Annotated in this window: 21 protein-coding genes; 4 read left to right on the top strand and 17 right to left on the bottom strand. The window is 59.1% G+C overall.

Translation table 11 applies throughout. From position 1 onward, the window contains the following. Positions 1-82: 82 nt before the first annotated feature. The 7 genes from ACP7E6_RS25855 to ACP7E6_RS25885 all read right to left on the bottom strand — a co-directional run bounded on the left by ACP7E6_RS25855 (position 83) and on the right by ACP7E6_RS25885 (position 8,124). Positions 83-988, bottom strand: a complete 906-nt coding sequence (locus ACP7E6_RS25855; RefSeq protein ID WP_426232572.1) for a LysR family transcriptional regulator — start codon at positions 986-988, stop codon at positions 83-85. Positions 989-1,250: 262 nt separating this feature from the next. After that, positions 1,251-2,468: an MFS transporter gene (locus tag ACP7E6_RS25860; protein ID WP_426232554.1), complete on the bottom strand. Its 1,218-nt coding sequence runs from the start codon at positions 2,466-2,468 to the stop codon at positions 1,251-1,253. A 79-nt stretch (positions 2,469-2,547) separates the two neighbouring features. After that, complete coding sequence (locus ACP7E6_RS25865; protein WP_426232555.1) at positions 2,548-3,984, bottom strand: M81 family metallopeptidase; 1,437 nt, start codon at positions 3,982-3,984, stop codon at positions 2,548-2,550. Between the two features lie 23 nt (positions 3,985-4,007). After that, positions 4,008-5,927, bottom strand: coding sequence for a beta-N-acetylhexosaminidase (locus ACP7E6_RS25870; RefSeq protein ID WP_426232556.1), 1,920 nt, complete (start codon positions 5,925-5,927; stop codon positions 4,008-4,010). 16 nt (positions 5,928-5,943) lie between these two features. Beyond that, complete coding sequence (locus tag ACP7E6_RS25875; protein WP_426232557.1) at positions 5,944-6,720, bottom strand: SDR family oxidoreductase; 777 nt, start codon at positions 6,718-6,720, stop codon at positions 5,944-5,946. Between the two features lie 28 nt (positions 6,721-6,748). Then, positions 6,749-7,612, bottom strand: a complete 864-nt coding sequence (locus tag ACP7E6_RS25880) for a MurR/RpiR family transcriptional regulator (protein ID WP_426232558.1) — start codon at positions 7,610-7,612, stop codon at positions 6,749-6,751. A 122-nt stretch (positions 7,613-7,734) separates the two neighbouring features. Further along, positions 7,735-8,124, bottom strand: a complete 390-nt coding sequence (locus tag ACP7E6_RS25885; RefSeq protein ID WP_426232559.1) for a RidA family protein — start codon at positions 8,122-8,124, stop codon at positions 7,735-7,737. A 114-nt stretch (positions 8,125-8,238) separates the two neighbouring features. On the opposite strand from ACP7E6_RS25885, the gene ACP7E6_RS25890 reads away from it, so the two are divergent. After that, a complete protein-coding gene (locus tag ACP7E6_RS25890; RefSeq protein WP_426232573.1) occupies positions 8,239-8,730 on the top strand; it encodes a hypothetical protein in 492 nt (163 codons plus the stop codon). 23 nt (positions 8,731-8,753) lie between these two features. After that, on the top strand, positions 8,754-10,229 hold the full coding sequence (locus ACP7E6_RS25895) for a M81 family metallopeptidase (protein WP_426232560.1): 1,476 nt from the start codon (positions 8,754-8,756) through the stop codon (positions 10,227-10,229). Positions 10,230-10,336: 107 nt separating this feature from the next. On the opposite strand, the gene ACP7E6_RS25900 is transcribed toward ACP7E6_RS25895, so the two are convergent. The 8 genes from ACP7E6_RS25900 to ACP7E6_RS25935 all read right to left on the bottom strand — a co-directional run bounded on the left by ACP7E6_RS25900 (position 10,337) and on the right by ACP7E6_RS25935 (position 18,354). Next, complete coding sequence (locus tag ACP7E6_RS25900) at positions 10,337-11,470, bottom strand: ABC transporter ATP-binding protein (RefSeq protein WP_426232561.1); 1,134 nt, start codon at positions 11,468-11,470, stop codon at positions 10,337-10,339. A gap of 93 nt (positions 11,471-11,563) precedes the next feature. Further along, positions 11,564-12,793, bottom strand: a complete 1,230-nt coding sequence (locus ACP7E6_RS25905; protein ID WP_426232562.1) for an ABC transporter substrate-binding protein — start codon at positions 12,791-12,793, stop codon at positions 11,564-11,566. A 36-nt stretch (positions 12,794-12,829) separates the two neighbouring features. Further along, complete coding sequence (locus ACP7E6_RS25910) at positions 12,830-13,690, bottom strand: carbohydrate ABC transporter permease (protein ID WP_426232563.1); 861 nt, start codon at positions 13,688-13,690, stop codon at positions 12,830-12,832. Further along, the gene (locus ACP7E6_RS25915; RefSeq protein WP_426232564.1) at positions 13,687-14,574 is read right to left on the bottom strand and encodes a carbohydrate ABC transporter permease; all 888 of its coding nucleotides are present in this window, start codon (positions 14,572-14,574) and stop codon (positions 13,687-13,689) included. Before ACP7E6_RS25915 ends, ACP7E6_RS25910 begins: the two co-directional genes overlap by 4 nt. Before the next feature lie 12 nt (positions 14,575-14,586). After that, positions 14,587-15,744 (bottom strand): Gfo/Idh/MocA family protein, encoded by a 1,158-nt coding sequence (locus ACP7E6_RS25920; RefSeq protein WP_426232565.1) that lies wholly within the window; start codon positions 15,742-15,744, stop codon positions 14,587-14,589. A 315-nt stretch (positions 15,745-16,059) separates the two neighbouring features. Further along, positions 16,060-16,659: a DUF922 domain-containing Zn-dependent protease gene (locus ACP7E6_RS25925; RefSeq protein WP_426232566.1), complete on the bottom strand. Its 600-nt coding sequence runs from the start codon at positions 16,657-16,659 to the stop codon at positions 16,060-16,062. 112 nt (positions 16,660-16,771) lie between these two features. Beyond that, a complete protein-coding gene (gene scpB, locus ACP7E6_RS25930; protein ID WP_426232574.1) occupies positions 16,772-17,470 on the bottom strand; it encodes an SMC-Scp complex subunit ScpB in 699 nt (232 codons plus the stop codon). A 2-nt stretch (positions 17,471-17,472) separates the two neighbouring features. After that, complete coding sequence (locus tag ACP7E6_RS25935) at positions 17,473-18,354, bottom strand: DUF1403 family protein (RefSeq protein ID WP_426232567.1); 882 nt, start codon at positions 18,352-18,354, stop codon at positions 17,473-17,475. 1,863 nt (positions 18,355-20,217) lie between these two features. Here ACP7E6_RS25935 and ACP7E6_RS25940 point away from each other — a divergent pair. Next, a complete protein-coding gene (locus ACP7E6_RS25940; RefSeq protein ID WP_426232568.1) occupies positions 20,218-20,526 on the top strand; it encodes a DUF736 domain-containing protein in 309 nt (102 codons plus the stop codon). Positions 20,527-21,000: 474 nt separating this feature from the next. Here the strand turns inward: ACP7E6_RS25940 and ACP7E6_RS25945 are convergent, their stop codons facing one another. Together ACP7E6_RS25945 and ACP7E6_RS25950 are read right to left on the bottom strand one after the other, a co-directional pair. Further along, positions 21,001-22,689, bottom strand: coding sequence for a type IV secretory system conjugative DNA transfer family protein (locus ACP7E6_RS25945; protein ID WP_426232569.1), 1,689 nt, complete (start codon positions 22,687-22,689; stop codon positions 21,001-21,003). Then, positions 22,686-22,901, bottom strand: a complete 216-nt coding sequence (locus tag ACP7E6_RS25950; RefSeq protein ID WP_426232570.1) for a hypothetical protein — start codon at positions 22,899-22,901, stop codon at positions 22,686-22,688. The genes ACP7E6_RS25945 and ACP7E6_RS25950 overlap by 4 nt, the downstream gene beginning before the upstream one ends. A 187-nt stretch (positions 22,902-23,088) precedes the next feature. Between ACP7E6_RS25950 and mobQ the strand changes: the two genes are divergently transcribed. Then, positions 23,089-23,606: MobQ family relaxase (gene mobQ / locus ACP7E6_RS25955; RefSeq protein WP_426232575.1), on the top strand; the 518-nt coding region annotated here is incomplete at its 3' end.

The following is a 23,606-nucleotide window of genomic DNA, read 5'->3' on the forward strand; positions in this document are numbered from 1 at the left end:
TGCGATTTTGTCATAGCCCTATGCAGATGCGTCGCCGTCCGCTCTGCGCCTGATATCCGGAAAGCGCAACGGGCAAAACCAGTTAGCGTAGCGCCTGCGACAGCGCGATTTGACGCTTGAGCGCATCCATCAAAGCTTGCGCCGCAAGCGAGGGCGGAACGCCGGCAGGTTTTGCGAGACCAAACTCCTGCTTGGAGATCGGAATGAAAGGACGCTGGACGATTCGCAGATGCCGGTAGAGATTGGCGTAAAAACTGCTGATGATGGCGATGCCGAGACCGTGGGCGGCGTAGGCGCAAGCCGAACTGTTGGTATGGGTCTCGATCTTGACGTTCTGCTTCACGCCGGCCCGCTTGAACGTCTGGTCGAGCAGCATGCGTGTCGGCCGCTGCCGGCCGATCAGGATCAGCGGAATGTTGCGCAGGTCCTTCGGGGTAATTTGCTTGAATTCCGCCAGTGTATGGTTTTCCGGAATCACGCAGACGCTGACGCCATTTGCCACCGGCTCCATCTCGATGGCCGGCCCCACCTCTCCTTCGTAGCGCAGGAAGCCGAAATCGATCACCCGTTGTTCGACCAGCCGGGTGATCGCCGTCGTCGTTTCGAAGAAAGTTTCGATGCGCACGCTTGGAAATTCTTTTGCATAGTCCATCAGCATCGCCGGCGCGAAATCTTCCCACATGCTGCTCGGCAACCCGATGCGGACGACCTCGGGGCCTGTTGCACCGCTTCGCAGGTCTTCCGCCAGGCCGGAGAACCGGTTCAACCCCAGCAGGATATTCTCGGCGTCGCGGGCGAGAATGGTTGCCTCCGGCGTTGGTATAAGCCGCCCCTTGTCGCGCGCGAAGAGATTGAGCGACAGGTCGGATTCCAGCTGCGCAAGCAGTCGGCTGACGCCCGACTGGCTCAATCCCATGCTTTTCGCCGTTGCGATCGTCGATCCCGTCGCAAGCAGGGTCTTGAGCACTTCAAGTTGCCGGAAATTGATCATTACCATGCCTCTTCATCACGAAATCAGGACTGTCATCTCGATGGGTAGCGCCTGGGCGCGATGAAAGCAAAAGGCATCCCGGTGCCAACCGTTAGTTAAGTCGCGATGATGCACGGAGCCGTAGGTAGGCTTCTGCGACAACGGCACCTCGACACATGACGAGATGGAAGTCATGTGTCCCGCAGCTCCCGGCACCTGCGGGCGCAAAGCCTTTGTGCGTTCGCGGGAAACGACGGAGGCGGCATCGTCGCCGCCCGTCTTACCTTGGGCTAGGGCTTGCGCCTCGCCTGCGACCATCGAGATAGAGCATCAGGCCGAGACCAATCGTTCCTGCTAGCGCGCCGAGCATCGACGTGCCCGAATAGTCGCTGTAGCGGGTGCCGATTGCAAACAGGATGGCGCTCAATCCGCCGCTCAGGAACAGGTTCACCGAGATGAGCGAACTGCCGAGACCCGGGCGGTCGGCGATGAGGTCCTGGATATAGGTGATCGGGATACTGATGAGGGCCGCCGCGGCAAAGGCGCTGAGCAGCGTCAGGGCATAGACATGCCAGGGGGCGGAGGCAAGACCCAGGAGCGTGAGATAGACCGCATAAAGCCCAGCGCCGATTGCAAGCGCCGTTACCGCATGCATGTGAACCTGGATGCGAGCCCAGACGAAAATGAACACGACTTCGAGAAACGCGACGATGCCGACGACCACGCCGATGTCCGTCACGCTACCACCAGCGGCACCTGTTATGATCAGCGGCTGAACTGCCGCGTTGACATGAAGGGTCGAGGTGATCAACGAGATCGCCATCAGGCGGACGAAGACGCTTGGCGCGAGAACTTCGCCAAATGATGCAAGATAGGAATGGCGATGGCTTTTTGCCGGCGGCGGCCCATCGGCGGCCGGCAACTTGAAGAAAACCAGCACGAGATTGACGATGCATCCGAGGCAGGCAAGCAGATAGGCCGGCAGCATGCTGCCGCGCCCGACCAGAACCAGAGCCACGAGGCCCGGTACCAGAACCCAGGCAACCGAGATGGCGGCGCGCACCCCGGAATTGATCGCCGCCGCATCGCGGCCGCCCTCCGCATTGGCAATGGCGCGTACGTTGGCAAACAACAGCGACGTCATCGAATTGTAGACCGGCAGCATGACCAGCGTGCAGAACACGAAGCTGGCGGGGACCGGTACGGCAAAGACGAGGCCATAACCGAAGACCCCGAACGACATGACTGTCATAAGCAAGATCCGGTAATTGCCGATACGATCAGCAAGCACGCCGACCCAGAGGCTGACAATGACGTTGACGGCAGCAGCCGCGAAAATCAGGATGGAATAGAAGCTGTTGCTCAAGCCGAGCTCGGTGATGCCGATCACCGACTGATAGGGCGCCGTCGCAGCCCCGGTGAAGCCAAACATGAAGATCGCGATCATGCTCAGCCGGACCACGGGGTGGCGGAAGGCGATCGACAGCGTTGATGTCATGATGAGAATACCGGAAAGGAGGTCAAAGTCCGTCCAGAAATTCCGGACGAAGATGTAGGGATAAGTATCCTAGCCGGCGTCATTCCCGCCAGCGCGCCGACAATGCTGCTGCGGGCGCATAGTCGAAATCACGGTCGAAGGGAAAGACCGGCCTTGCCCTGCGAAGGCTCGACAGATTGGCGATATCCTGATTGACGACGCCCTCCGTCAGCGCCATCAGGTTCGGATTGGCAATCGGCGCCAGGTCCGGCGACAGATAGCCTGACTTGACCACCAGCAACCGCACTGCCTTCGGATCGAGACCCAGCCGCCGGAAATCCTCGATATTGTGATAGGGACGGCGGCGTGCGGCCAGTACGATCTCGATACCACCAACACCGACGACGGACTGACGGTCCGCTACCGCACCGGTGTCTTCCAGACGCAGGACTGTTGCGGTCACCTCCGCCGGAACGCTGGCCGGGTCGAGACTACCGCCGATCCTCAGAGCAAGCGAGGCATCCTCACCCGCAGCGAAGCAGGCCTCGACCGCCGGACGGTCGGTGATCCCGGCAAGAAGCGCGCCTTGCCAGTCGCGGGCGATCAGGGCGCGCAGCACGTCGGCACGGTCGCCAACCCCGCCACCGGTCGGATTATCGGCGGAATCAGCGAGAATGACGGGCGATGTCTCAGCCACCGCAGCAATATCGAGCATCTCCTCCAACGGTCCGGTAACCGGCCCAAAACCGAAATATTCACGCGCGTTCCAGTATTGTTGTGCGATTTCCTTGGCCGCTTTCGACGCGGCTTGCCTGTCCGTTCCTGTCACGACGGCGCAGGCAGTTGCGCGCGGTTCATCGGCCCAGACATAGCCGATCATCAGGTTGGCATCGAGAATGCCCGGCTGGGCATCGAGTGCCGGAAGGCTGAGATAGATCGACTTTGCGGGCTCATCTTCTGTGGAGGTGCATTCACCGGGCAAGAGTAGCGGAACCTTGGCCCAAGCAACACCCGGGCGATTGCCCGTACGCAGCGTCTCGACCAGCATGGACCAAGCCCGCACCATGGTTTCGCGCACATCGATGTGCGGCGCGGTGCGATAGGCGGCGAAGATATCGAGCTGATCGATGATCCTCTGGCTGACATTGCCATGCAGATCATAACTCGCCGCAATCGGGCAATCCGGCCCGACGACCGCGCGGGCGGCGGAAATCCAATCGCCCTCGGCGTCGTCCATGCCCTCGACATTGATCGCGCCATGCATGGCCAGATAAAGCCCGTCGATCGGCAATGCCGCCTGCAGTCTTTCAAGGAACTCCGCCTTGAACGCCTCATAGGCTTTGCGCGACACCGGACCGCCCGGCACGGCGCGGGCATGCAGCAATGGCACATGTTCTATCCCGGCGGCAGCGAGGAAATTGAAATACTCAGCGCCGAGCAGTTCGGCATCGCGCAACACGCGAAAATCTTCGGCAGTCATCAGGACCGGCGAATAGGTGCTGCATTCTGTGTGGATACCACCGACGGCGATGCGCAATGTTTTCCCCATGATATCGGCTGTTACAGCTTCGGACTGAGCGGGACGATGGCCGCGAAACGGAGCCAGTTCTTTTGACTTTTCGGCGTCCATGCAGCTTCGGCGATCGCCGGAAGACGCGGGAAGACCAGACGGTTGAAATAACCGCGCGACAGGTAGTGCTCGCACCAGATGCAGGCCTGCACGCCCTTCATCCGGTCTTTCAGCTCCTCGGGGAAGTCACCCTCCGCCTCGTAGCCATAGGTGTGGGCGGGTGGCACGGTACCGGCCCAGCTGGCGCCCGGCTCCTGCCACTCTTCCCCCTGCACCATATCGAGATAATAGGCCTGCCCCGGCGTCATCACCACGTCATAGCCTTCGCGGGCAAGTTCAATGCCGACTTCGGGCTTTTCCCAGGCCATCAGCAGCGTTTCCGCTGTGTCGACACCGCCCCCGTGGGCGACCTCGTTCCAACCGGCCAGCTTCTTGCCGCGCTGGGTCAGCATCTCCTTGATCTGCCTCAGGAAATAGGACTGCAGAGCAAACGTGCCTTCGATGCCTTCCTTTTCCATCAGCTTGCGGGCCAGCGGCGACGCGAGCCAAGCCCCATTCGCCACTTCGTCGCCGCCGATATGGATATAGGCCGATGGGAAAAGCCCGATCATTTCATCGAAGACTTTTCCGAGAAACTCATAGGTGAACGGCACGGCCGGGTTGAGCGCGTTGTTCGGATAGCCCTGGACGGAATGATAGCTTTCCGGTGCTTCCTGGCCATCGGACAGGTCACGCAGGGCGACCAGTGTCGCCGAGTTGTGGCCGGGAACATCGATCTCCGGAATGATCTCGACACTGAGCGTCTGCGCATGCGCGACCAGCGTGCGAACATCATCCTGGCTATAGAACCCGCCGACAGGCTCCGCCCCATTGCCGAGCTGCGGCAACAACGGACCATCCGGGCTGCGGACAACGCCGACCGTGGTCAGTTCAGGATAGGCCTTGATCTCCAGCCGCCACGCCTCGTCGTCGGTCAGGTGCCAGTGGAATATATTGAGCTTGAACCAGGCGAGGATATCGATGAGCCGCGCCACATAGGCCACCGGGTAGAACTGCCGGGAGACGTCGAGATGGCAGCCACGCCAGCCATAGCGCGGCGCATCCGAAATTGTGCCTGAGACCGGAAACCGGAATTTCCCCGGCTCACGGCGGGCGCCGTTCAGAAGCTGTGCCAGCGACGTCAAAGCATATTGCCGACCGTCGGTTCCGCCATAGCTAAGCGTTATGGCTTCCGACGAAAAGGCCAGCGCGTAGCCTTCCGCCGGCAGCGATGCATCCTGCGTCAGGTGCAGCGCCCTACCCTGACTGTTCGCGGTCAGGCTGAGCGGCGCATGGTCGGCTTCGAACAGGCGGCGGAACAGTCCGATCACGGTATCGATCGCCTTGAGGTCCTCGATCGAGGCGCCGGGCGCGGGATAGAGGCAAACCGGGAAAGCATCGCCGGGCACAGCATTGATCTGGCGGGGCCACGGCTGCAGCGCAAACGGCAGACCGAGCTTGCCTTCCGGCAACAGCACCGGCGGCGGCTCGCTGGTCCGCCCCTCGAGCAGAAGGTCCGACACTGCGACCGGTACATGGCGGCCATCAGCGAGTGTCACATAGGCGGATTTCGCCCCGTCGGTGCAATGCACGGCCTTGCGGTGCAGGCCGCTGACGGTGAACGTCCAGGATGCGCCCGGCGCAAGCACAAAACCTGCCGGCGGTGCAAATTCATGATAGTTGGCGTTTCGCTTGACGAAGACAGCGTTCTCGCAGGCCGTCTTGTCGATCACCCGCGTCAACGAAGTATAGACGATGGTAAAGCCTTCAATGGCTTTGTCCGATAGGTTGAACAGGCTGAAAATAAAGCGGCCGTGCGGACCGCCCTGCGGATGCCACGCGCTTTCAAGACGATAGAACGCCGATTGCATGTCCGTTCCTCTGTTTCTAGTAGTTTTCGGATTGGGAAAAGGTGCGTGCAAGCTCGGCCTGCCCTGCCGTTAGGCCGCAATCGACCGGCAGGCAAACGCCGGAGATGGCGGACGCCAGCGGACTGGCGAGAAAGCCGACGGCATTGGCCACGTCATCCGGACTGGCGATCCGTTGCAGTGGATACCAGCGTCTTGCGTCCTCGAATACATTCGGATTGGCGGCGGCGCGGACTTCCCATGCTTGGGTACGCACTGTGCCCGGCGAGACCGCGTTTGCCCGAATGCCGTACTTGCCGTATTCGACAGCGATCAGTTTTGTCAGGTGCAGCAGGCCGGCCTTGGCCGCACTATAGGCGGGATGGCCGAAGACGTTGGTTCCATTCACCGAGGCGATGTTGATCACCGAACCTTGACTTTGCTTCAACGCATCTTCGACAGCACGAAAGCAGAGGAAGGCGGCCTCAAGGTTGAGGACACTGTCCATGCGCCAGATTTCCGGCGTCGTGTCATGCAGGCTGACAGCGCGCGCAGCACCTGCATTGTTGACAAGCGTTCGAACCGTGCCGAGTTCCGCCGCCCGCGCCGCCATCGCGGCGACACTTGCCACATCGGTGATATCGCAGGTCAGGGCAACAAACTTGGCGGGATTGCTAAGGCTTGCCGCTGCCCGTTCAACAGCTTCGCCATCCAGGTCCGGCATCAGCACGACATCATGATCTTCGCCAAGACGGCGGGCAATCGCCCGGCCGATGTCTCCAGCAGCCCCCGTTACGATTGCAACCGATGAAGTCATGACGGGTCCCCTTGTGAGCATGGTGAAATCAATCCCCGAGAAGCTGGCGGTCGTCGCCGTCGCGATGGGCGACAAGCTGCTGCTTGATGCGCCGCAACGTCACCGTCGCCTGTGGCTGGATGTGGTAGGCAACAAGACTGGCCAGGATATCGAGGAGTGCGACATAGGCGATGCGGGTCGATGTCGGGCGATAGATATTGGTACCTTCAGGCAGATCAACCGGTACGGTGATATCGGCGGCGCGAGCAACGGGACTGCCGCTCTGCGTCAGCGCGATGGTCGTCACATTCTGGTCGCGGGCGAGCGTGAAGGATCGGACGAGTTCTGCGTTGCGCCCGGAGAACGACGACCCGATGACGACGTCGCCGGGCCGGGCGGCAGCCGCCATCATCATCTGCATGCTGTGATCGGAACTTGCGGTAATGCGCAGCCCCAGGCGAAACAGGCGGTTCTGCAATTCGCTGGCGATCATCGAGGAATTGCCGCCGGAGCCGAACGCATAGATCATATTGGCGCCGGCCAGCTTTTCGGTCGCCTGCTCGATCGCGGCAAGATCGAGGCTGCGATGCAGCATGAACAGCGCATTCTGCGCCTTGGAGACGATATCCTGCGCCACATCGGCCGGCTCCCGGCTTTTCGGTTCGGGCTTGAGGTAGCGCATGCCGACATACGCGGTGCGGGCCAGTTGCACCTTGAAGTCGGAAAAGCTGTCGCAGCCCAACCGGCGGCAGAAGCGTGTGACGGTCGGCGGGGATACATCCGCCTTGCCCGCCAGCTCGATGATCGAGGCATTCACCGCAAACTCGAAATCAGTCAGCAATATTTCGGCAATGCGGCCTTCGGCCGGCGAAAGTCGCCCTTTTTCTTCCTGAAGTGTCGAGAAAATATCCATCAGACAGCACCCTCAATGAAATTGCCAGGCCGCCTTGAAGAGGCTTCCTGAAACCGCGGCAATGCTGCGATCTGGCATACGATTCTCACCTGGTGTCTACCCGTTTCCGTATCGTCTGAATCTTAGGACGTCTTTTCCTTGTAGGCGACGCAGTCGATCTCGACCTTGCAATCGACCATCATCGACGCCTGCACGCAGGCGCGTGCGGGTGGATGCTCGCCGAAATAGTCCTGATAAATCTTGTTGAAGGTCCAGAAGTCGCGGGGATCATCAAGCCAGACCCCGACGCGAACGATATGCTCGGGTCCGTAATTGGCCTCCTTCAGGATAGCCAGCAGATTGGCGATCGTTCTGTGCGTCTGCGGGATGATGCCGCCCTCGATGATTTCGCCGCTATCCATTGCAACCTGGCCGGATACATAAAGCCAGCCATCCGCCTCTACCGCGCGCGCGAAAGGCAGCGGTTTGCCGCCTGCGCCCGCCTGTACGGTGCCATAACGTGTAATGGACATTCGCCCCGTCCTTGCAAATTATTTTCTTGATCCGTTGACAAATGACCATAGAAAGCGGAATTTGACCAGAGAAAATCGCTATTTATGAAAAGAATTTCAATCCACGGAGCAATCGTGCGCGATCCCTTCCGCAATCCTTTCCCTTCTTCCGATGCCGCCCGTCACGCGATCTGGCAGATGCTGGTCGAGCGCGACATTGATGCCTTTCTTGCCGCCGACTGGACGAAGGTCGCCGGTGATTTTGTCGAGGAAGGCTTCATCGGCATTGATGCCAAGCGTGAGACCAGCCCCGACAAATGGCGCCTGGCTTTTCCTTGCCTGACGGCCTATCGCGACGAGTGGCTGCGCCAGGCCGAGGATTTTTCCCAGCAATCTTTCGCCGAAGACACCCGAAATGCCATTTTCACCACCACGACGCTCGAAGACATCGAGATCGAAGGCGACATGGCACTTGTCCGCAAAAAGTTTGACGGCAGCCTGAAAAAGTCGGACGGCAGCGTCGATATTCTCAAGTGGCAGACGCTCTATTACTGCCGTCTTCATCAAGGGCACTGGAAAATCTGCGGCTTCACGGGATATCTACCCAATCCGATGGGCGCGACCTGAGCGGCTAGAACGAGGCAAAGGCATTGCGCATTTTCACCGCCGTCCTGGCGACCGAGACCAATACATTCTCACCGATCTGCGTCGATCGCCGCGCCTTCGAGGCGTCGCTCTATGCCCCGCCGGGCGAGCATCCGGAAACACCGACGCTCTGTTCGGCGCCGATTACGGTCGGCCGCCGGCTTGCCGCGGAAAAGGGTTTCGAGCTGATCGAGGGCACAGCTACCTGGGCCGATCCGGCCGGTCTCGTCAATCGCCTGACCTATGAGGGCTTGCGCGACGAAATCCTCGACCAGCTGCGCGCAGCACTGCCGGTGGATGCCGTGGTGCTCGGACTTCATGGTGCGATGGTCGCCAATGGCTATGAGGATACTGAGGGCGATTTTCTAACTCGTGTCCGCGAGATTGTCGGTCCTAACATTCTCGTCTGCGCTGAACTCGATCCGCACAGCCACTTGACCGCCAAGCGTCGCGAAGCTGCGGATTTCTTCGTCTACTTCAAGGAATTTCCGCATACGGACTTTGTCGATCGCGCCGAAGACCTCTGGCGCATCGCGCTCGATACGCTGGCCGGCCGCGTCAAGCCTGTGATGTCGGTGTTCGATTGCCGGATGATCGACGTCTACCCGACGTCGCGCGATCCGATGCGCTCGTTCATCGACAAGATCATGGGGATGGAAGCCGAAGACTCCGATATCCTGTCCATCTCAGTCATCCACGGCTTCATGGCCGGAGACGTGCCTGAGATGGGCACGAAAATGCTCGTCGTCACCGATAGCAAGCCCGAAAAGGGGGAAGCCCTTGCCCGTGATCTCGGTCTTGAGCTTTTCTCCAAGCGCGGCACGTTCATGATGCCGCAGATCGACGAGACGCAGGCGGTTGCCCGCGCGCGCGCCGCGACCAGCAAACCCGTGGTGATCGCCGACGTTTGGGACAATCCCGGTGGCGGCACGGCGGGTGATGCAACGGTGCTTTTAGCCGAGCTTCTGGCACAGGGCGCTAAGGACACGGCCGTCGGGACGATCTGGGATCCGATGGCGGTGCAGATCTGCATGGCAGCCGGGGAAGGTGCCGAGATCCGGCTCCGTTTCGGCGCAAAATCGGCCCCAGGTACCGGCAATCCGATCGATGGCATCGTCAAAATCATAAAGCTGGTGCGCAACGCGGAAATGCGCTTCGGCGAAAGCTACGCACCCTTTGGTGATGCTGCACATATCCATCTTAGTGGCATCGACATCATCCTCAACTCCACCCGGGCGCAGAGCTTTGACCCAAGCCTGTTTTCGGTGATGGGCATAGACCCTACATCGAAGAAAATCCTGGTCATCAAGTCGACCAATCACTTCTACGCATCCTTCGCGCTGATCGCGGCCGAAATCCTCTATTGTTCGGCAGGAACACCCTACCCGAACAATCCTGCCCGTACGCCCTATCGCCGGGCACCGCGCGATATTTGGCCGATGGTGGAGAACCCGCATAATCTGGAGCTGGGATCGGCGTGAGTTCGCCGAACACGTCCTCCGCCGACGGTGAACCAACTGCAAAAACAAAAGGGACGCCCATCGGCGTCCCTTTTGCATTCAAAGACGTTTGGTAGACCGCCGCGACGTCAGCCGCCGGCGATTTTCAACAGGCCAACGTCGATATCGGTGAGTTCCACCCGCCGCTCAAGCGCTATGCCGGCAGCTTCGAACAAATGGCAATCTGCAGCCCCAATACCGATCGGAACCGTCTCGTCAGTCCGGATCGGTGCGCTGCCTGGCAGCATCGCACAGAAATTCTCGCTTTCACCGTCAAGCGACGCATAGGCAACAGTCTGGGCGCCAAGCCGTTCGATCACTGAAGGCGTCAAGCTCATCGACAGATCGGCCTTACCGAACTGAATGTGCTCCGGGCGAATACCGAGCGTCAGCGGCTGGCCGACAAGATCGGCCCGGCCGCTCACGGGTATCGTCGCTGATTGGCCCTTGAATTCGATCTCGACACCGGCATCGCTCACCGCCTTGCACATGACCGGCAGCATGTTCATCCGCGGATTGCCGATGAAACCTGCAACGAACATGTTGGCCGGCTTGTGATAGAGTTCGAGCGGCGCTCCTGTCTGGGAAATCTCACCGGCATTGAGCACGACGATCCGGTCCGCCATCGTCATCGCCTCGACCTGATCGTGGGTGACGTAGATCATCGTTGCCTTCAACTGCTTGTGCAGTTTCGCCAGTTCGATGCGCATATCGGCGCGCAGGGCGGCGTCGAGGTTGGAGAGCGGCTCGTCGAACAGGAAGATCTTGGGCTCACGCACGATCGCCCGGCCGATGGCCACGCGCTGGCGCTGGCCGCCGGACAGCATTCCAGGCTTCTGCTGGAGCCGCTGATCGAGATGAAGAATGCGTGCGGCATTCTCGACTTTCGCCTTCAGCTTGTCTTCCTGCATCTTTTCGACGCGCAGCGGAAATGCGATGTTCTCGAACACGGTCATATGTGGATAGAGCGCGTAGGACTGAAACACCATGGCGATGCCGCGCTTGACGGGCGCCAAGTCGTTGACGCGCTTGCCATCAATCATGATGTCACCCGAGCTTGTCTCGTCGAGACCGGCGATCATGCGCAGCAATGTCGACTTGCCGCAACCGGATGGGCCGACGAAAACGACGAATTCGCCGTTGCGGACCTCCAGTTCGATGCCTTTCAGCACTTCGAACGTCCCGTAGAATTTCTGAACCTTGTTGAGATTGAGCTGTCCCAAGAAACTGTCTCCGGCCGCCGGCGAAAAGCGGCCCGTTCGTAGCAGAAAAGGAGTGGACCGCGAACCTAGATACCGGTTCGCGGTCCGATGGTCTTATTTGTACTGCTCGAGATCGGCAGCAGCTTTCTTCAGGGCATCCGCGGGTTCGGCCTTGTCCGTGACAACGGCCTGAACCATTTCGATGATGACGTTCTGGAAGCCCTTATAGTCAGTGAACAGCGGCTCCGGACCACCATAGGTGATGCCATCGATGAACGGCTTCCAGTAGGGGTCTTTCTTGACGAATTCATCGACCATCGGCGATGGGCGCAGCGGGGTCAGGCCAGCGCCGCCCTGCAATTCATATTCGCCCTGCGGACCGGGCGACGTGATGAATTTTGCAAATTCGATTGCCTTCTCCTCAACGCCGGAGCCCTTGAAGATCGCCAGGCTGTCGGTGATCAGCAGAGTGCCTTCACCCTTGGCAGCCGGACCAAGCGGCAGCGGCGCAACGCCCCAGTTGACCTTGGTCTCCTTGAGACGGACAGCAGCACCCGAACCAGACTGGAGCATGCCGACCTTGCCGTCGAGGAAGATGGCTCGCATCTCGTTTTGCTCGTAGGCCGTGGCACCTTCGACCGAATAGGGCGTGATGTCCTTGTAGGCCTGAAGGGCTGCAAGAACTTCCGGGCTGTCGATGACGATTTTGTCGCCGTCGATGACCTTGCCATTGTTGGTGTAAACCCAATGCATGAACTGATGCATGGTGTTGTCGAAGGTCTTGGCAGGCAGGCCGTAGCCGGCAATGCCGGTCTTTTCCTTGATCTGCTTGGCGAAGGCGATCTCTTCGGCCCAGGTCTTCGGTGGCGTTTCAGGATCAAGGCCAGCCTGCTTGAACAGGTCCTTGTTCCAGTAGAGTGCCTTCGTCGAAAATGCGACCGGAACGCCCCACTGATTATCGTCGAACGTTACGGTATCGGTGATGTGAGGATAGTAGCTTTTCTTCTCGTCTTCGGTCATCGGCACCGGAACGATGAGATCGTTCTGGGCGAATTCCTTCAGCGTGCGCGAGCCGACATAGGCCATTGCGACCGGTGTGCCGGCAACCGCAAGCGTCGTCGCCTTGTCCTGGCACTGCGCCCAGCCGACAACTTCAGGCGTAACCTTCCAGCCGGGGTTCTTTTCTTCCCACTGCTTGATGTACTTCTCGTGAACCGGGTCCATCACGTCGCCGCAATAGATCCAGCTGATCTCCTGATCGGCCGCGTGGGCGGTCATGGCGCCCAGCGCGGTCGAGCCGAGCAGCGCAAGGGCGAGAATCCCCGTTTTGAGTTGAATTGACACGTTTGAAGCTCCCGTTTCTCTGGTGGTTGATTGCTTTTATTGTTTCACCGCGCCGGCGGTCAGCCCGCTGACGAGATAGCGTTGTAGGAAGAAGATCACGATGATGGCCGGGGTGATGCCGACGAAGCTCGCCGCCATCAACTCGTTCCAGATCACTTCCTGCCGGCCGAAATAGGCAAACAGCCCAACCGGCAACGGCATGTATTCGGTCTTCGAGTTGAAGGTCAGCGCGAAGATGAATTGCTGAGCGTAGGACCCGATGAAGGTCGTGATCGCTACGACGGTGATGCCGGGCATGGCGATGGGGAGGATGACCCGGCGCAGCGTATAGAAATGGCTGGCACCATCGACGAAGGCCGCCTCATCCAGCTCGCGTGGAATACGCATCATGTAGGTGCGCAACAGCCAGATGGCCGACGGAATGAGGAAGGCAACCCCCGGCACGATCATGGCGAAATAGGTGTTCAGAACACCGAGCGTGCGCATCAGGCGAAACAGCGGGATGAGCAGGACAGCGCCCGAAAACATGTTGACCGCTAGAAACGCGCCGAGCAGAAGTCCGCTGCCGCGAAAGGTGAACCGGGCGAATGCGTAAGACGCAGGCACGACTAGGATCAGGACGATCGCGGTGACGATGATCGAGATGAAGAACGAGTTGAAGATATAACGGGCAAAACCCGGCACGCTCACCCACATCGTCCGGTAGGCGGCGAACGACCCGTTTTCCGGCCAGAACTTGTAGGGAGAGGAAAACAGAAGTCCGAGCGGTTTCAGCGATACGAGAAAGCCTTCGACGAACGGCGCCAGGATAAAGGTCAGGAAGAGGAAGATGCCGGCATAGATGCTTATCAGCTCGTACCAGCGGTAACGGTTGATCATGGCGGGTTGTGTGCTCATCGGTTGGATTCTCCCGCGGAAAGCCGGCTGGTCACCCGGAAATAGGCCAGGCAGAAAATCGACAGGAAGATGCAGATCAGCACAGCCCGCGCAGCACCTTCGCCATATTTCTTCGAACCGATTGCCGTACGGTAGGTATCGATGATCATCGTTGTCGTTTCACCGTTCGGCCCGCCCTGCGTCAGGATCCAGATGATGTCGAACGAGTTGAACGTGGCGATCAACGACAGCATCGACATGGTGATCAGTGAGGGGATAAGCAGCGGCAGGGTAATGCGGCGGAAGCGGTAGAAGCGCCCTGCCCCATCGGTCCAGGCAGCCTCATAGAGATCCTGCGGCACGGCCTGCATCGCCGCCAGCATATAGAGCGTCACCAGCGGTACGCCGATCCAGACGTCGGTGATGATCGTCGCCCAGAATGCGGTCGATCCACGGGCAAGGAATGCGATGGGACCGTCGATGATGCCCCAGTTCTGCAAGACTCCGGAAATCATGCCGAACTGGCCGTTATACATCCAGCCCCACATGAAGATGCCGATAGCCATCGGGACGATCCATGGCGGCATGGTCAGCACGCGGAACAAGGCCCGGCCAGGAACAGCGGCATTCAGCATGCAGGCGCCGAAGACGCCGATGATCATCTTGATCGCCACCGAGAAGAAGGTCCACACGAACGTGCGGATGATGACCTCGGCAAAGGTGGTGTTGAAAATCTTCTCGTAGTTGATCCAGCCAACCCAGTTGGTCGTCTTCTTCAACGAAGCGTCGGTGAACGACAGGATGAACGTGTCCAATAGCGGATAGGCAACGATCACGACGACGTAGAGAACGGCTGGCAGCAGAAGCATCCAGGCGAAGATGAGAGTGCTGCGCTGAGCGTTCATCTTGCGCCCTCCCTATGCCGCACGGGTGTGGAGCGCCTCGTCAAAGCGATCCCAGACTGGCCGCAGATCGACGACGGTGCGCTTGCGGCGCGCCTCGTCCATGGATAGCGCCAGAATGCCCGCCTCCAGTGCATCGATCGTCGAGACCGGCAGCGCGCGTCCATCGCGGACATGCCCGATAATGTCGGTGGCCATCTGCTCGTCGGCGCCGTAATGCTGCGACAGCGCTGTCGCAGCATACTTGTTTTCGACGACCTTCTTGCCGGTGAACATTTCATGCACGTCGAAATAGCCGCGGATGAAATCACCCTCCGCCATGCCGCGCGACCCCATGATGCAGAAGCGGCGAAACTGATCAGGCACATTCAAATTGGTATGAAAGTTCATGCCGACACCATTGGCATATTCGACGATCGCCACCTGATAGTCGATGATATCGCCATCGCTGTCGAACACCTTGTCGGAGCCCATCCAGCCGCTCGGCTTGCGATGGAAAAGCTCAAGGTCATTGATGCCTTCGCGGGCCGGATCATTTTCGGGCGTGAAGCTCTTGCGGCCTCCGAAGCTTGCGACCCGCTCCGGCCGTGCGCCGATAATGCCATTATAGAGATCGAGATCGTGGCAGCACTTTTCCAGCATGAAACTGCCGGAATAGCGCTCGTAGCGGCGCCAGTCGCGCATGAAGAAGGCGCCATGATAGGGTTCGATATGTTCGGACGCCTCGATCGAGACGATCTGCCCAAGTGTGCCGGCAGCCTGAGCGGCACGGAGGTCGCGGTACATCGGCGCATAGCGCAGCACGAGGCCGACCATCAGCCGCTCATGACCGTATTTCGCCATCAAACGGGCGAGTTCGATGCTCTCTTCAACTGTGGTGACGATCGGCTTTTCGCTGAAGACTTTTAGACCGGATTCCAAACCAATGCGAATATGATCGAGGTGCATGTGATTGGGCGAGCCGATCATCAGGAGATCGAGCTTCTCGTTGGCGATCAGGTCTTGCGGGGTCGCATAGGCAGTACCAGCAGAGACGCCTTTTTCCAGAAGGCCGGGCAAACCGGCCGGATTCGGATCGACGTAACCCGCGATCTCGAAGTTTTCGTCCATAGCCTTGAAGACATAACCCAGATAGCCAAGACGGAATCCGAGTCCGATAATGCCAACTTTCATTCTTCTGGTATTCCCCGTTTATTGTCGTAATTTATTTTCTCAGACTGAGGCAGATTTTCAAACTCGTCAACCGGAATCCGCAAAATTATCAGTTTTATGAAATTCATTTTCATAAACCCCAATTGCATCACCGCTCAACAAGGAAAAAATCCATAACCGGACCCGCTGTGTCCTTGAGTTGTGAACACGCGGGAGGGCACGCCGAAGAGCTCCGTCGACGGAATACGTCTTCAGTCGTGCCCGAGAGCGACCATTCGACGCGAACAGGAGTATGACCGCCGCACTGTTTGCAGGCGGCCTATTTTTCGACTGCTTCTATTGCCCGTTGATCAAGGCAAGGACGAGCTGGTGGATGTTGCCGCCGTTGCTGAGTTCGGCCCGGTCGAAATCTCGGCTCTGTTGCCGTTGGGAGCGCGATAGCTCACCAAGGCGAGCGGTCAGTTCCGTGCGGATCTTCTGGCACTTCGGGTCGTTGGCTACCGTAAAGCCCACGGAAACGGCCTCGATCTTTTTCACCATATCCTTGATGAGATCACCATGCACCAGCTCGTGCTTATGCACGCCTGATATGAAAGTTTCCCATTTTTTCGCAACCGGTCCCGGCAAGCGCTCGGCCGGTTTTGGTAAAACATAGGTTATGATCAGCTTGGGTCGCGCGACAGCCAGAACACAAGAATTGCCCTTGGGCTCGTATTTCCGGGTCCAGGTCAGCTTGAAATTGGTAACGGCAACAGCGCGGCCGGCATTTCCAATCTTGGGCCCGCGTCCGCCGATCGAGGCGTACAGTTCCGCGCCCGTCTTGCCGCCGACGGTGTAAACCTGAACGTTTTCGACGGCCTGCCAGTCTGCGTGTGCAGGGATCGGAAAAAGGGACACACAGCCCAATAACAAACTCAGGAGACGGATGGGTTTCACGGGCTTCTCTCAAAGTGATGTTACATCGTTCATGGTCAGCGGGCAGGCCGCGCAATGGGGGGTGGCGACTGCGAACCGAGTTTGCTCCCGAGCAAAAGAACCCAAAATGGGGTCAATCATCTTCGTCGTCTTCGGTGGGGCTTGTGCCATTCATATCGGGATCATCAGCCACTTTTCTCCGGTTGAGCAATCCGCTGTCCTCGAGCATCTCGATATCAGGCAGATCGCGCAGAGTGTCGAAGCCGAACGTCGACAAGAATGCGGGCGTCGTGACGTATGTATAAGGCGCGCCCGGTGTCGGGCTGCGTGGGCCGGAGGTTATCAGCTTGGCCTCGCGCAAGCTGGCAATTGTGTCGCGGCTGACCTCCTTGCCAAACATGGTTGACAACTCGCCGCGCGTGACCGGCTGAAAGTAGCCAATGGCGATTAGAACTATGGCCTCTTGCTGATTGAAGCCCGCCATCGGCTGGGTTGTGGTCCCTGACGCCCAGATCGCAGGCGCATAGGAGGATCTTGTCCTGTGGTGCCAACCGCCCGCGACAGCCACCAGATCAAACGGCCGGCCGCGCAATTCCTCGCGAATATCGTCAATGATTAGGTCGATATTACACTCCTGCCCAACGACCCGGGCAAGTGTCGCACGATCAACCGGAATAGCCGAGGCAAAAATCACCGCCTCGACGCGGTTCATCCACTCACGCCAGCGGAGCGCCGGCGGCAGGGAAGCCAGTTCGCGGTCGAACAACACGTTCTCCTGCCCCGCCGCCTTCTTTCTGCGCCCCCCGGGCCGGGCAATATCCGATCCAGCCATGGTCATAGGCCGTAAATCCGGAAGGTTGAGCGTCCCGACAGCTCCCGCACACCGCCCAGCGTCTCCAGGCGCTCGAACAACCGGCGGCTGGCCCAACGTGAAAGATTGCCGTTGGTAGCGGAGGCCGACAATGCATCCTCGGCCAACAATTGCCGCATGACTGTTTCTGCGCCCTTGGTCCGTACCTTTGGTGCCACGGCCAGGAACTGCTCGGCACGACGACTGATGTCGACCGCCTGTCGCAAGGCCTCACGTGCCCCCTGAACGAGAGCGAGGCAGACTGATCGGGCAAACGCCTCATCATCGGGTTTTATGCGCCCCCTCCCCCCGGCCATCCGGAACGCTGGATCATAACGCTGCGCCATCAGGAGCGGAACAGGCGTTTGCCAGTTGAGTTTTTTCGCCAAAACCCAGTCCGCCAGCCACCAGGCCAGAATTTCTGCGTCCGGACGAAGACGGCACACTGTCGTCACCAGTTCAGCGACGGCAAAAGGTGCCGCGCGCCCATCCTGCGCCAAGTCGCCGGTGAGCTGACAGAAATCCGCCAGCGTATCGTCCCATTTCATTGCGAAGAGATTTGCGATGTCGCGCAGTGTTTTTGCATGCGGCGGTTCAAAATTATGCGTGCTATGCGCCGACAATTTCTTATAGGCCAAAAAGACATTGCCGGCCGGTCCCGCGTCGCCATCGGCCGTACGCAATAGAACGGCATCACGCAGCGCCGATTCGTCCTCCGTCCGGCCCATCAGCCGCACAGCGGCCACCGCACATTTCAGCCCGAGGCGCTGGCGCCAGGAACCGGACCAAACAGGCTCCAGTCGCACCAGCTGATCTAGCGAACTCAAAGCCGCTCCCGCCTTGAATGCCACATCGACATCGCTCACCGCGCCGCGAGACGTGACCCACCCAGGTATGACAGGCGCGGGCAAAGATATGGGACGCTTTGGGGGATAGCTCGAATCCATGTGGAAAGCATATGTGGCGAGGGCGGTTTTAACCAGAAGAAATGTTGTAACCGCACAGGTTGTTCTGGGAGTAAGATGGCTCCGGTTTTACCGTCTTCATCGAAATCGATACTGCGACGAGGTTTTATCGTCGCTTTTTCACACCGTAGTATCCGCCGTGGTATAGTCGCGCCTCAGGACTGCCGGTCGAATTTCGTGTGGTCCACTGCACAACGGCCCCGCAAATTCCGATTCGAGATACGCACTACCCGCCTTGCGCACCTCCTGCACCGAGCGGGCAACAATTTGCACCTACGACACAACGTATGCCTATGCTCCGCTCCGCTCCCAAGTCGCTTCTGTTTGCTATGTAGATTTCGCCGGCTTGCATTTCTGATGCTAGCCTGAAGGAAGGTTTCTGGCGCGCAACATTGCTTACAGCCGGCCACGATGCGTTTGCACCGATCTCGCTGCTGGCCAAAATAGAGCAGCATATAGAATGCAACTTTGGGGACAGTCGATCCCGATTTCCGCCGTTCCGGCGGCGCGATGCTAAATCTCCTGCGGCTGCCCCGGGAACCGAAGTTGCATGCGCGAATTCCCGAACCGTGGCTTAAGCCACCGCTATGCTCGGTTCTCCGATATGCTCATTTTTCATTTGTCCCGCGTGCAGCGGGACGTCGGACATCGGGCGACTGTGATCAAGTAGTGTATCGACAGATGTGGGCCGCTCGTCAGGTCGCTCTGCGTCATCAATTTTAGTCGAAACCGCCTTAGGGACATTCTACAAACTCCGCTCATTCTTGAGCGGCTCTGCTCCCAGAGGCCAGTTCGCCCAGTCTTGGCACGAATGGCTAAAACAGCATTAACTATTTCTTAACGATGGGGAGTCATCCTGTGGTTGGTCCGAGGCAGTGTCACTCATCGGATCGCCAAAGTGCAGCGCAGTGCAGTGCATGCCCACGAAAGACGAAGCAAAACATGTTATTTCCCGGAAATTGAGACCCACTGACCCTCTCAGTGGGTCCTTTTCATTTGAGATGGACACGCATCGGCGAATTAACCATCTGTTAGGCATGTTTAGTTAGGTTTCGTTTACGGTTCAGCGATCACTGATCCAGTCTGTCTGCCCAGCAATAAGCCCGCCAACTTTTCCAGTTGACGGGCTTTTGTTTTATCAGTCCCGGCCGCCCATCGCCGTTCATGGCGAGCAACGCCGGAGTGCACAGATACCCGGCAGCTGGACCATGTCGAAATATGCAAAGCCCGTACCTTATGCGATTGGTGACTTTTACCGTCTGAGATCCTGCAGTTTCGTGGCGCTGTACGGGTACACGATAATGCGCCCCGAGCTTGGCCCCTCAATGCGTGCCTCATCGCCGCGTCCGAGAGAGTATCCGGAACAGAGCTTCACCGTCGGGGTGCGGTTTGAGGCAAACAAAGCCTGACATGCACGAGCCAGGGGTTTGGGCACGGCGCCGGACGCTTTGGCCGATCGCCGCCAGATGATGCCATTGCCCCACCTTCTTAATCTGCCGGCATTGGCGCCCATTGCGGTCTCGATGGGGCATGTCTGACCGAGGATCGCCTCGCAAGCTCAGCTCGATCGGCAGCCGCAACGGCCGGCTCGTTTTCTTCCCCTGGTCGCAAGCGCCCATTCCTCGCGGGGCAAGAAAGCCTCACCCTTGGCCGTCCTCCACTTTGTTTCGGTCCTTCGGATGCGGACCGTTCGTCCCCGGCCTGGTCGACAGCCATCGAGATCGCGATGGGCGCGGCTCGAACGACTTAAGAAGGATAAAGGCAATGGCAACCATCGGCTCTTTCACCGCTACCGGCAACGGCTTTTCCGGCACCATCAAGACCCTCAACCTCAACGTCAAGGCAACCGTGCGCGCTGTCGAACGCACCACGGAGAAGGGTCCAGACTTCCGCATCCTTGCGGGAAGCGTGGCTTTCGGCGCCGCCTGGAAGAAGACCTCGAATGAGGGCCGCGACTACCTCTCCGTCACACTCGACGACCCGAGCTTTCCGGCTCCGATCTACGCAACCCTGATCGAAGTCGAAGGCGAGGAAGGCCTCTCCCTCATCTGGTCCCGCACGAACCGGGACTGAACACTAACGAGGGCCCCGCCGACGGCGGGACCCTCCTCTCCTCGCAAGACGATGGTTTACAAATGCCATCGTTGGCGAACAGACCTATCGGTGTTCGCGATGGCCTTTGCGCAGGTTCTGCGTCGCAAGCCTCGCCAAAAGTCCGCGCCTCTGGCTCGTCGCCACAGCGGTCGCGATGCGGTCGCAGGTCCGTCTCACGGCCGTATCTGCGACAGGCCCTGCTGAACGTTCAGGCAATAGTAGCGTGCGATGTTGCGGGACGGGTCGATGCGCCTGACACTGAGTGTCTCTGTCTGATTGGTCATTCCGGCATTATCGCGGGTGGCCGGTCCAAGGAGACTTGTGAACCGATTGCCGCCAATCGATTCACAAAGTTGATGGATGCACTTTTGGTTCGCCCGGGCCTGGCACCTTAAAGTTGCTGCACTGGTGAGTTTGCGTTGGCCCTTGACGCGTGAGCGCCGTCTGCCGATCCTAATCGAACATTCCCTTGAACTCCGGGTCCGTATAGTAGCGCAGCTTGGCCGCTACGACAGGACGTTGTCCGGCAAGAAACAGCAGCTGCGCGTGCGCCGGAAGGTTACGCACTTCGTCGGGCGTCAGAAGGGAACGGGCGACGTGCTGCTCGCTATAGGAAATTCCTGACTGTTCGGAATCAAGCGTGCGCCCCATGGTCTGGAAGACGACGGTTTCGTGTCCGAGCAGATTGGAGACCAGGCGGGCGCTGTCGTGATCGTTGACGCCAAACACCTGGAGAATGCCGGCATTCGACAGGAAGGTGCCTGCACGTTGTCCATAGGTGGCGCGCAGCTGATGGATATCCTGCAGGATTGGCCAGAGCTGGACGCCGTAGCCTGCCATCAAACCCATAGCGCGCTCCACCGGAGCAAGATGGCCAAGGGCTGCAAACTCGTCCAGAAGATACAAGACTGGTCTCGTCTGCAGATGCGAAACGGCGGTCATCCGCGCTGTGGTCTGTATTCTTGCCATGTCCGTCAGGCTTTGTGTCACGAGTAGCCGCAGCCACCGCGAATAGGTGCTGAGACGATCAGGCGGGAGCACCAGAAAGACTGTTCCGGTCTGCGCCTTGAGATCGGCGAAGACAAAGTCCGAGCGGCCAAGAACAGTCGTCATGCGCGGGCTGTCGAGGAAGTGGGTATGACGTTGTGCGGCTGACAATACGCCGGCCGCTTCCCGATCGGATTTGCCAAGATGCCGGTTAGCGGCCCGGGCAATCAGCCCACCGGCCTTGTCATTGTCTTGCATCCTTCGCATCAGAGCCGCAAATGCGTCTGGCGCCAGGGTCAAAGACTGCCGCAGCGTTGCAAGCGTCCTGCGGTGAGCAGGTTCGTCACTGACGATCGTCAGGATCAAACCTGCGATCAGCGCCTTGGCTTCCTCGTTCCAATGAGCTTCGCCACCTTGGCCGGGTTCGTCGAAAACCAAGGCGTCCGCCAACGTGCTGGCATCCTCTGCGACGTCAAGATTGTCAGGCTTGATCGCATCGAGAGGATTGAATGCATGGGACGCGATTCCGGTCACGCCGAAGGGATCGAGCACATATACCGGCCCAAACATTTGCCGGGCGCGAGCGGTGATGATTGCATTCTCTCCCTTGGGATCGATGCAGATGACGGAGCGATCGGCGGTTAGCAGATTGGGGATGACGGTGGCGACACCCTTGCCGGTTCGCGTCGGCGCCATAGTCAGCAAATGCGCGGGTCCATCGTAGCGCAGAAGCTTGCCGGTCTTACCATCCCGCCCGATCAGCAAGCCTCTTCGCGATTGAACAAGCGGCACCACTTCGTTGGCCGAAGCGAAACGGGCCGAGCCGTGCGTTGCGCTATCACCTTCATGTCCGAAACGCAGAATGATCGGCGCGCTGAGGAAGCGGAAGGCAAACAGGAACAGGATGAGCAAAGTCAACAGATCAACAGCGATAAACTGGATGGTGCCGGTCCCGAAGCCGAGCGTGTTTAAAATGAATCGTCCACCCATTCCGACGCAGTAGAGAACGACGATGAGAACGAGAACGCCCTGCAGGAAGCGCTTCCATGCCCGGAACGGCAACGTGATCAAGCCGACAAAAGCCCAGATCGGATCGCGAAGGGCTAAGTGCGTCATGGTTTTGAATGCTGCCCATGCAAGACGAGGCTGGATCATACTTGTGCCTCCCCCTGCTGGATGGGGTGAATGTCGAAATCGCGCAGGCTCAGTTTCCAGCCTTTAAAGTTTGGCGTGCTCCAGTCGCCGTAGATCTGCTTGACGACGGGTGATCCCAACGGCGTGACCTCCCTCAAATGGCTGCGGATGATCCTGGGCGCGGCGGCGTCGTCAATCAGCAACGCCAGTGGTGCTCGACGTGTTTGTGTCATGGACGCTTCCTTGTTTGTCGCAAGACTACAGACAACGCAGCACCGGCACCATTGTAGGATCCTGCAATGGGTGCGCCTGGTGCAATCCCTTACGAAGAGAGCGAAGCGAAAGAAGTTCCAAGGGCGCACTTACGAGTTGCTGCGCAACTCAAGTCGCCGATCTGCATATCGGGAAGGCAAACCGCGTTTGGCGATTTACCATTGCAGCATGAAGCCGATTGCAAGGAGCGGCGGCCGTAGCGCGGTTGCTTCGGCCGCCTATCGTGCTGCAGAAAAGCTGACGAATGAGCGAGATGGCCTGACCCACGATTTTCGAGCCAAGCAGGGCGTCGAGCATGTGGAGATTGTGCTTCCTGACGGTGTGGATGCCGAATGGGCGCGGGATCGATCGGCTTTGTGGAATGCAGCCGAGAAAGCCGAGAACCGCAAGGACGCTCGCGTCGCTCGTGAATTCGAAGTTGCTCTTCCCCATGAACTGCAGGCAAGCGAGCGGATTGCACTGACACGGGCCTTTGTGCAGGAACTGGCGAACCGGTATGGCGCAGCGGTGGATTTTGCCGTGCACTCTCCACATGGTGCGAGCGACGTTCGCAATCATCATGCCCACATCATGATGACGACACGGGAAGTGACGCCGGGCGGCCTCGGTGACAAAACTCTGATCGAGCGCGAGAACAAATGGCTTCTGTCGAACGATCTGCCGAC

The sequence above is a fragment of the Pararhizobium sp. DWP3-4 genome (assembly GCF_049898205.1).
GTDB lineage: Bacteria > Pseudomonadota > Alphaproteobacteria > Rhizobiales > Rhizobiaceae > Pararhizobium.